The sequence below is a fragment of the Amycolatopsis rhizosphaerae genome (assembly GCF_007713715.1).
Taxonomy (GTDB): domain Bacteria; phylum Actinomycetota; class Actinomycetes; order Mycobacteriales; family Pseudonocardiaceae; genus Amycolatopsis_E; species Amycolatopsis_E rhizosphaerae.
In genome coordinates, this window is record NZ_VJWX01000314.1 from 1 (window position 1) to 8,400 (window position 8,400).

Annotated in this window: 6 protein-coding genes; 3 read left to right on the forward strand and 3 right to left on the reverse strand. The window is 71.0% G+C overall.

What is annotated here, in order from left to right:
* Positions 1-224 precede the first annotated feature (224 nt).
* From glpD to FNH05_RS25535, 3 genes are read right to left on the reverse strand one after another with little or no spacing between them, the layout of a single operon-like run.
* Positions 225-1,922: a glycerol-3-phosphate dehydrogenase gene (glpD, locus tag FNH05_RS25525; RefSeq protein ID WP_144591251.1), complete on the reverse strand. Its 1,698-nt coding sequence runs from the start codon at positions 1,920-1,922 to the stop codon at positions 225-227.
* Between the two features lie 31 nt (positions 1,923-1,953).
* Positions 1,954-3,471, reverse strand: a complete 1,518-nt coding sequence (gene glpK / locus FNH05_RS25530) for a glycerol kinase GlpK (RefSeq protein WP_144591252.1) — start codon at positions 3,469-3,471, stop codon at positions 1,954-1,956.
* A 48-nt stretch (positions 3,472-3,519) separates the two neighbouring features.
* Positions 3,520-4,344, reverse strand: coding sequence for an MIP/aquaporin family protein (locus tag FNH05_RS25535; protein ID WP_144591253.1), 825 nt, complete (start codon positions 4,342-4,344; stop codon positions 3,520-3,522).
* A gap of 156 nt (positions 4,345-4,500) precedes the next feature.
* On the opposite strand from FNH05_RS25535, the gene FNH05_RS25540 reads away from it, so the two are divergent.
* From FNH05_RS25540 to FNH05_RS25550, 3 genes are read left to right on the forward strand one after another with little or no spacing between them, the layout of a single operon-like run.
* A complete protein-coding gene (locus tag FNH05_RS25540; RefSeq protein WP_144591254.1) occupies positions 4,501-5,265 on the forward strand; it encodes an IclR family transcriptional regulator in 765 nt (254 codons plus the stop codon).
* 37 nt (positions 5,266-5,302) lie between these two features.
* Complete coding sequence (glpK, locus tag FNH05_RS25545; protein ID WP_144591255.1) at positions 5,303-7,279, forward strand: glycerol kinase GlpK; 1,977 nt, start codon at positions 5,303-5,305, stop codon at positions 7,277-7,279.
* A gap of 32 nt (positions 7,280-7,311) precedes the next feature.
* Complete coding sequence (locus tag FNH05_RS25550; RefSeq protein WP_144591256.1) at positions 7,312-8,325, forward strand: M48 family metallopeptidase; 1,014 nt, start codon at positions 7,312-7,314, stop codon at positions 8,323-8,325.
* Positions 8,326-8,400: the final 75 nt, after the last annotated feature.

An 8,400-nucleotide genomic window follows, 5' to 3' on the forward strand; every position in this document is an offset into this window, starting at 1 on the left:
CCGACGGGTCCAGGGTCATCAGGAACTGGCCGGCCGCCAGCGTCGACAGCACGAGGCCGCCGCGAGCGGATCGCGCCGGCGTGACGTCCATGCCGGTCATCGTAGGAAGGGTGGCACCGGGTCACCATTCGGTGTTCGGGGGCGAGCCGCTCCCTCCACGGCTCGCCCCCGTCCCCGCGCACGGCCGAAAACGCACCCTGGAGTGCGTCGTCACGCCCCGGGGTTCAGGTGGTGGGCAGCAGGTCCGGGGCGGCAAGGCGGCTGGCGTTGGCGGCCTCGTCGTCGGGCTGTTCCTGCGCCGCCCGCTCCGCCCGCACCCGTTCGAGGTAGGTGCGCACCTCGCGCTGCCGGGTCGCCTCGTCCCAGCCCAGCAGCGGCGCGATCAGCCCGGCCACCACCGGCGCCGCCTCCACCCCGCGCCCGGCCTGCTCGATCGAGATCCGGGTCCGCCGCGTGAGCACGTCCTCCAGGTGCAGGGCACCCTCGTGCGAGACGGCGTAGACGGCTTCCGCCTTGAGGTAGCCCCCGGCACCGGGAATCGGCTCGCCGAGTTCCGGCCGCTGGGCGATCGCGTCCAGCAGGTCGTGGATCGCGCTGCCGTAGCGGCGCAGCAGGTGGACCACGCGTTCCGGCGCCAGCCCGGCCCGCTCCGCCAGCGCGCGGCGCCGCTCCCACAGCGAGTGGTAGCCCACCGCGCCCAGGATCGGCTCCTCCTCCGTGCGCGACGGCGGCACCGGACGCCCGAGATCCCGGGCCGCCATGTCCACCGCGTCCTTGGCCATCACGCGGTAGGTGGTGTACTTCCCACCCGCCACGATGGACAGTCCGGGCACCGGACGGGCCACCGCGTGCTCGCGCGACAGCTTCGTGGTCTCCGCGGCCTTCGCGGCCAGCAGCGGCCGCAACCCCGCGTACACGCCCTCGATGTCGTCGTGCGTCAGCGGGGTGCGCAGCACGCGGTTGACGTGCTCCAGGATGTAGTCGACGTCGGCCCGGCTGGCGGCCGGGTGGTCGCGGTCGAGGTCCCAGGGCGTGTCGGTGGTGCCGACGATCCAGTGCGTTTCCCACGGGATCACGAACAGCACGCTCTTTTCGGTCCTCAGGATCAGGCCCGTGTGCAGGTCGATCTTCGCGCGCGGCACGACCAGGTGCACGCCCTTGGACGCGCGGACCGTGAACGGCGCGGGGATCCCCGCCGCCTCGGCCATGTCGTCGCTCCACACCCCGGTCGCCGCGAGCACGGCCCGGGCCCGGATCTCGAACTCCTCGCCGCTTTCGGTGTCCCGCACCCGCGCGCCGCGCACGCGGCCGCCCTCCCGCAGCAGGCTCGTCATCCGCACGCGGGTCAGCACCGACGCGCCATGCCCGGCGGCGGTCCGCGCGACCATCATGGTGTGCCGGGCGTCGTCAACCTGGGCGTCGTGGTACTGGATCGCGCCGATCAGCGCGTGTTCGCTCAACCCCGGCGCCTCGGCCAGCGCCCCCCGGTGGCTGAGGTGGCGATGCCGGGGCAGGGCGCGCGCCCCGCCGAGCGTGTCGTAGAGCAGCACGCCCGCCCCGATGTAGCCGCGTTCCCACACCCGGTGCTGCAGGGGCAGGAGGAACTTCACCGGGTGCACCAGGTGCGGGGCCAGCCGGGTGACCAGCAGGCCCCGCTCCTTGAGCGCCTCCCGCACCAGCTTGAAGTCCAGCTGTTCCAGGTACCGCAGCCCGCCGTGGATCAGTTTGCTCGACCGGCTCGACGTGCCCGCGGCGAAGTCACGGGCCTCCACGAGCACGACGGACAACCCGCGCGAAGCGGCGTCGAGTGCCGCTCCCGCGCCGGTCACTCCCCCGCCGACGACCAGGACGTCGACTTCCTCGCTCCGGGCCCGGCGCAGCGACTCGGCCCGGTAGGCCGGGGAAAGCGGTACGGATGACATGGCTGTTCTCCTTGCTGTTCGGGGCGGGGTGTCAGTCGACGTCGACCCAGTCGAGGGTCCGGCCGACCGCCTTCTTCCATCCCGCGTATCCCTTGGTGCGCTGCTCCTCCGTCCACGACGGCTGCCAGCGCTTGTCCTCGTTCCAGTTCCGTTCGAGTTCTTCGGTGGAGGCCCAGAACCCGGTGGCCAGACCGGCGGCGTAGGCGGCACCGAGCGCGGTGGTCTCGGCGACCACCGGCTTCGACACCGGCACGCCGAGCACGTCGGCCTGCAGCTGCATGCACAGCTCGTTCGCGGTGACCCCGCCGTCCACCCGCAGCACGTCCAGCGTGACGCCGGAGTCGGCCTCCATCGCCTCCACCACGTCGCGGCTCTGGTAGCAGATCGCCTCCAGCGTCGCGCGGGCCAGGTGGGCGTTGGTGGTAGCGCGGGTCAGGCCGACGATCGCGCCGCGGGCGTCGGAACGCCAGTACGGCGCGAACAGGCCGGAGAACGCGGGCACGAAGTAGATGCCGCCGTTGTCCTCCACCTCACGGGCCAGCGCCTCGCTCTGCGAGGCACCGCTGATGATGCCGAGCTGGTCGCGCAGCCACTGCACCGCGGAACCGGTGACCGCGATGGAGCCTTCCAGTGCGTACACCGGCTTGTCGTTGCCGAACTGGTAGCACAGCGTCGTGAGCAGCCCCGCCTTCGAGCGCACCAGCTCGTGCCCGGTGTTGAGCAGCAGGAAGTTCCCGGTGCCGTAGGTGTTCTTCGCCTCGCCGGGCCGGAAGCACACCTGCCCGACCGTGGCCGCCTGCTGGTCGCCGAGGTCGCCGGTCAGCGGCACCTCGCCGCCCAGCGGCCCGTTCGCCCGCGTGACGCCGAAGGTGTCCGGATTGGACGAAGGGCGGATCTCCGGCAGCATCGACCGTGGAATGTCGAAAAAGGACAGAAGTTCCTCGTCCCACGACAGGGTTTCCAGGTTCATCAGCATGGTGCGGCTGGCATTGGTCGGATCGGTGGCGTGCACCCCGCCGTCCACGCCCCCGGTGAGATGCCACAGCAACCAGCTGTCGGTGGTGCCGAAGATCGCCTCGCCCTTCTCGGCGTCTTCGCGCACCCCCTCGACGTTCTCCAGGATCCACTGCAGTTTCCCGCCGGAGAAATAGGTCGCCGGGGGCAGGCCCGCCTTGCGGCGGATGACCTCGCCGCGCCCGTCGCGCTCGAGTGCCGAAGCGATGCGGTCCGTCCGGGTGTCCTGCCACACGATGGCGTTGCAGTAGGGGCGGCCGGTCCGCCGGTTCCACACCACCGTGGTCTCGCGCTGGTTGGTGATGCCCAGCGCGGCCAGGTCACCCGCACGCAGGTTGGCCTTGTTCAGCGCGGTCTCGATCACCGAGCGGGTGCGTTCCCAGATCTCGGTGGGGTTGTGCTCGACCCAGCCCGGCTTGGGCAGGATCTGCTCGTGCTCCAGCTGGTGGCGCGCCACCTCGTTGCCACCGTGGTCGAAGATCATGAAGCGGGTGCTCGTGGTTCCCTGGTCCACGGCTCCGACGAAATCGGGCATGGCAAGCTCCTTTGCTGCGGGAAACGGGGATTGGCCGGGACGGCCGGATCAGGCGGCTTCGAGTTCGGGGCTGCTCACCGCGGGCGCGGGCTCCGGCGCGTCCTTCGGCAGGAACCGCTCGATGAACAGCTTGTACAGGCCGGCGCCGATCAGGCCGCCGAGAACCGGGGCGACGATCGGGATCCACCAGTAGGGGAAGCCGTACTGGTCGGTGAAGGCGGTGTCGTATCCGGTGAGCCAGGAGGCCAGCCGCGGCCCGAAGTCACGGGCGGGGTTGATCGCGTAACCGGCGTCGGTACCCCATGCCATGCCGATGGCGACCACGGCGAGGCCCACGATGAGCGGGGCCATGTTGGCCGCGGGCGCGGTGTTGCGCAGGTCGGTGATGGCGAGGATGAGCAGTACGAGGATCGCGGTGCCGATGATCTGGTCGCGGAAGGCGCCCCAGTCGCTCACCGGCAGGGTCCCGTTACCCGGCAGCGTGGAGAACACACCCTGCGTCTTGATGGTCAGCCCGGGGTCCTTCGCGTTGAGCACCTCGGTGTAGTTCCAGCGCACGAGCAGTGCCGCGATGAACGCGCCCGCGGTCTGCGCGAGCGCGTACGGGGCGACCTTGCGCCAGGAAAAGCCCTTGAACACCGCCAGTGCGATGGTCACCGCCGGGTTGAGGTGGGCCCCGCTGATCCGTGACGCCACGTAGACGCCCAGCGTCACGCCGAGTCCCCACGCCCACGCGATGCTGTCGTGGTTCCCGATTCCGGCCGCCGCGACCTGCGCCACCACGCCGCAGCCGAACAGGATCAGGATCAACGTGCCGAGGAACTCCGCGGCGAGTTCGCCGGGCAGCCCCATGGCCTTGAGGTTTCGCGCCATTGCATCCTCCACAAAGGACATTCCGTCCCACTACTGGTGCAAGGACGCTATGGTCGGCCCGGAGCAACGTCAACAAAGCGCGGTCGGCATTGTCGAACGGCTCCGGGACCGGGTTCGACATTGTCGAACCGGGGACGGCCGGGTTAGGGTTTCAGCGTGCCCGGCCCCATCCAGTCCATCGAACGCGCCGCCGCGATCCTGCGCCTGCTCGCGCGCGGTTCCGGCCGTCTCGGGGTGGGTGAAATCGCCGAATCACTGGAACTGGCCAAGGGCACCGCGCACGGCATCCTGCGCACCCTGCAGGGCGTCGGTTTCGTCGAGCAGGACCACGACACCGGCAAGTACCAGCTCGGCGCCGCACTGCTCCACCTGGGCACCAGCTACCTCGACGTGAACGAGCTGCGCTCCCGCGCGATCAACTGGGCGGACGCGCTCGCCGCCCGCAGCGGCGAGGCGGTGCGGATCGGCGCGCCGCTGGAGGGCCGGGTCCTGGTGGTGCACCACGTCTTCCGCCCCGACGACTCGCTGCAGACGCTCGACGTCGGCACCCTGCTGCCCCTGCACGCGACCGCCCTGGGGAAGATCCTGCTCGCCTACGACGCCGATCTCCTGTCCTCACTGCGCCGCACCGAACCCGAGACCTACACCCGGCGCACCCTGGTATCGCCGGTGCTGCTCAAACGGGCGCTGGCCAAGGTGCGCGAAGCGGGCTGGGCCTGCGAAAACGGCGAGATGGTTCCGGGCGAGGCCGGGATCGCCGCCCCCATCCGGGGCCACGGCGGCATCGTGGTGGGCGCGATCGGGGTGACCGGCCCCGCGGAACGCCTCTGCGACTCCGGCGGGGAACCCGATCCCCGGCTGCTCAACCAGGTGCGCGACGCCGCCCGCGCGGTGTCCCGGGATCTCGGGGCGTCCCGGTAGTGACCGCAGGCAACGAAGCCGAGACGGAGCGAGGACCATGGTTCAGCGTTACGTGATGTCCATCGACCAGGGCACCACCTCCACCCGGTGCATCCTGTTCGACGCGCAGGGACGTCTGGTGTCGGTGGTGCAGCGCGAGCACCAGCAGCACTTTCCCCGCCCGGGCTGGGTCGAGCACGACGCCTCGGAGATCTGGCGCAACCTCGGCCGGATCGTGCCGCAGGCGCTCGCGCAGGCCGGGGCGAGCGCGCAGCAGGTGGTCGGGCTCGGCATCGCCAACCAGCGCGAGACGACGGTGCTGTGGGACCGGCACACCGGGGCACCGGTGAGCCGGGCGGTGGTGTGGCAGGACACCCGCACCGACGCGCTGACCGAGCAGCTCGCCCGCACGGCGGGCGCCGAACGGGTCCGGCACCTGTCCGGGCTCCCCCTCGCGACGTACTTCTCCGCTCCCAAGATCCGCTGGCTGCTCGACCGCACCCCGGGCCTGCGCGAACGCGCCGAACGCGGTGACGTGCTGTTCGGCACGATGGAGAGCTGGCTCATCTGGAACCTCACCGGCGGCCCCGACGGCGGGGTGCACGTGACCGACGTGACCAACGCCAGCCGCACCATGCTGATGAACCTGCGCACGCTGTCCTGGGACGACGAGCTGCTCGCGTTCTTCGACGTGCCCCGGCGGATGCTGCCCGAGATCCGTTCCTCCACCGAGGTCTACGGCACCACCACGACGGTGGTGCCCGGCATCCGCATCGCGGCGGCGCTCGGCGACCAGCAGGCGGCGCTGTTCGGCCAGACCTGCTTCGCCCCCGGCGAGGCGAAATGCACCTACGGCACCGGCAGCTTCCTCCTGCTCAACACCGGCGGCACCCCGGTGCCTTCGACGCACGGGCTGCTCACCACCGTCGGTTTCCAGATCGGCGACGAACCGGCCGTGTACGCGCTCGAGGGCTCGATCGCGGTCACCGGTTCGCTCGTGCAGTGGTTCCGCGACGGCCTCGAACTCATCGGCAGCGCCCCGGAGATCGAAACGCTCGCGCGCACCGTGGAGGACAACGGCGGCTGCTACATCGTGCCCGCCTTTTCCGGCCTGTTCGCCCCGCACTGGCACAGCGAGGCGCGGGGCGTGATCGCCGGGCTGACCTCCTACATCACCAAGGGCCACCTGGCCCGCGCGGTCCTGGAGGCCACCGGCTGGCAGACGCGCGAGGTGGTCGACGCGATGAACGCCGATTCCGGACTCCGGTTGTCGACGCTGAAGGTGGACGGCGGGATGACCGCGGACAACCTGCTCATGCAGTTCGTCGCCGACGTGCTGGACGTGCCGGTGGTGCGGCCGATGGTCGCCGAAACCGTCTCGCTCGGGGCGGCCTACGCGGCCGGGCTGTCGGTCGGGTACTGGCCGGACCTGGAGGGCCTGCGCCGCAACTGGCACCGGGCCGCCCAGTGGCTGCCCTCGATGGACCCGGCACGCCGGGAATCGGAGTACGCGCACTGGCAGCACGCGGTCGAACTCACCTTCGGCTGGACGCGTCCCCTGGGCAAGCCGTCCGGGCCGGGCACCGACCTCGTCGAGATGATCCTCGACGACCACCGCCGGATCGAGCAGCTGTTCCGGGACCTGCGCAACGCCGAGTCCGACCGCGGACAAGCCCGCGCGGAACTGTCCGCGCTGCTGGTCGCGCACGATACGGCGACCGAGCGGGTCGTCCGCCCCTCGGTCGCCGACGGGCGCGACGAGGGCGCGGGGTTCGCGGGTGCGCTGCTTTCCTTGCTGGAAAACGAATCGACCGGAGGCGAGGAGTTCGACAAGGCACTGGAGGAGCTCGAAGCGGTGGTCTCCACCCATATCCGCGCCGAGGAACGGCTGCTGCTCAACGGGTTGCGGCGTACCTTGTCCGCCTCCGACCGGGCCTCGCTCGGCCGCGCCTTCGCCGCGCAGCGGCAACGGCAGCTGGAGTTCGGCTGCGGCAGCGTGAGCCATGTGCGCGAACTCGTAGCGCCGCACGGCTGAAACGGATCGGCCCCGGGAACGATCTGGAGAAGGTGACCAACAACGAGATCTCCCGGGCGCTGGTGCGGTTCCCCGGCATCAGCCCGCGGGCCTACGAGCATCCGGCCGACCGGGGCGCACTGGCGACCCTGCGGGCGGTACCCGGTTTCGCACAGGTGCTCAAGACCGTGTCCGGCGCGTTCAGCGAACGCGGGGAACGCCTGATGGCGCTGGCCTCGTCGATCCGCGTCGGCCCGCGGCAGTACCCGGAACTCGACCGGCTGCGGCACGACTGCGCCGAGGTGCTCGATCTCGAAACCGTGCCGGACCTGTTCGTCATGCGCGACCCCGAGGTGCGCGCGATGACCGTCGGCATGGACGAGCCGTTCATCCTGCTGTCCACCGCGGCGGTGGACCTGCTGGACCGGGAGGGTCTGCGGTTCGTCATCGGCCACGAGATGGGACACGTGCTGTCCGGGCACGCGGTGTACCGCACCATGCTGATCCGGCTGATCAACCTCCAGCTGTCCCTGTCGTTCATGCCCGTGAGCGCGCTGGGCCTGCGCGTCGTCATCGCGGCGCTGAAAGAGTGGTTCCGCAAGTCGGAACTGTCCTGTGACCGCGCGGGCCTGCTGTGCGGGCAGGACCCCGCGGCCGCGCTCCGGGTCCACGTCCTGCTCGCCGGCGGTGTCGACCCCGCGACCGTGGACACCGCGTCGTTCCTCGAACAGGCCCGCGAGTACGAGTCGGTGGACGACATCCGCGACAGCCTGCACAAGCTGCGCTACGTCGAGGACATGACCCATCCGCTCGCGGTGGTGCGCGCCGCGCAGTTGCAGCGCTGGGCGGCGAGCGAGGACTACCGCGCTCTGCTGGCGGGCGAGTACCCGCGCCGGGAGGACGACGCTCCCGCCGCGGACTGGACGGAGGACGTCAAGGCCGCCGCCCGGTCGTACAAGGACTCCTTCACCACCTCCGCCGATCCGATCGTGAAGGTGCTCGGCGATGTCGGCGAAGCCGTCTCCGGCGCCGCGGGCAAGGTCTGGAACCGCTTCACCCGCGACTGACCCCGGCGCGCTTCGCGCCACCGCCGTGCCGTGAGGGACCCCCTCACGGCACGGCTCCCCTGGCGAGTCCCACCC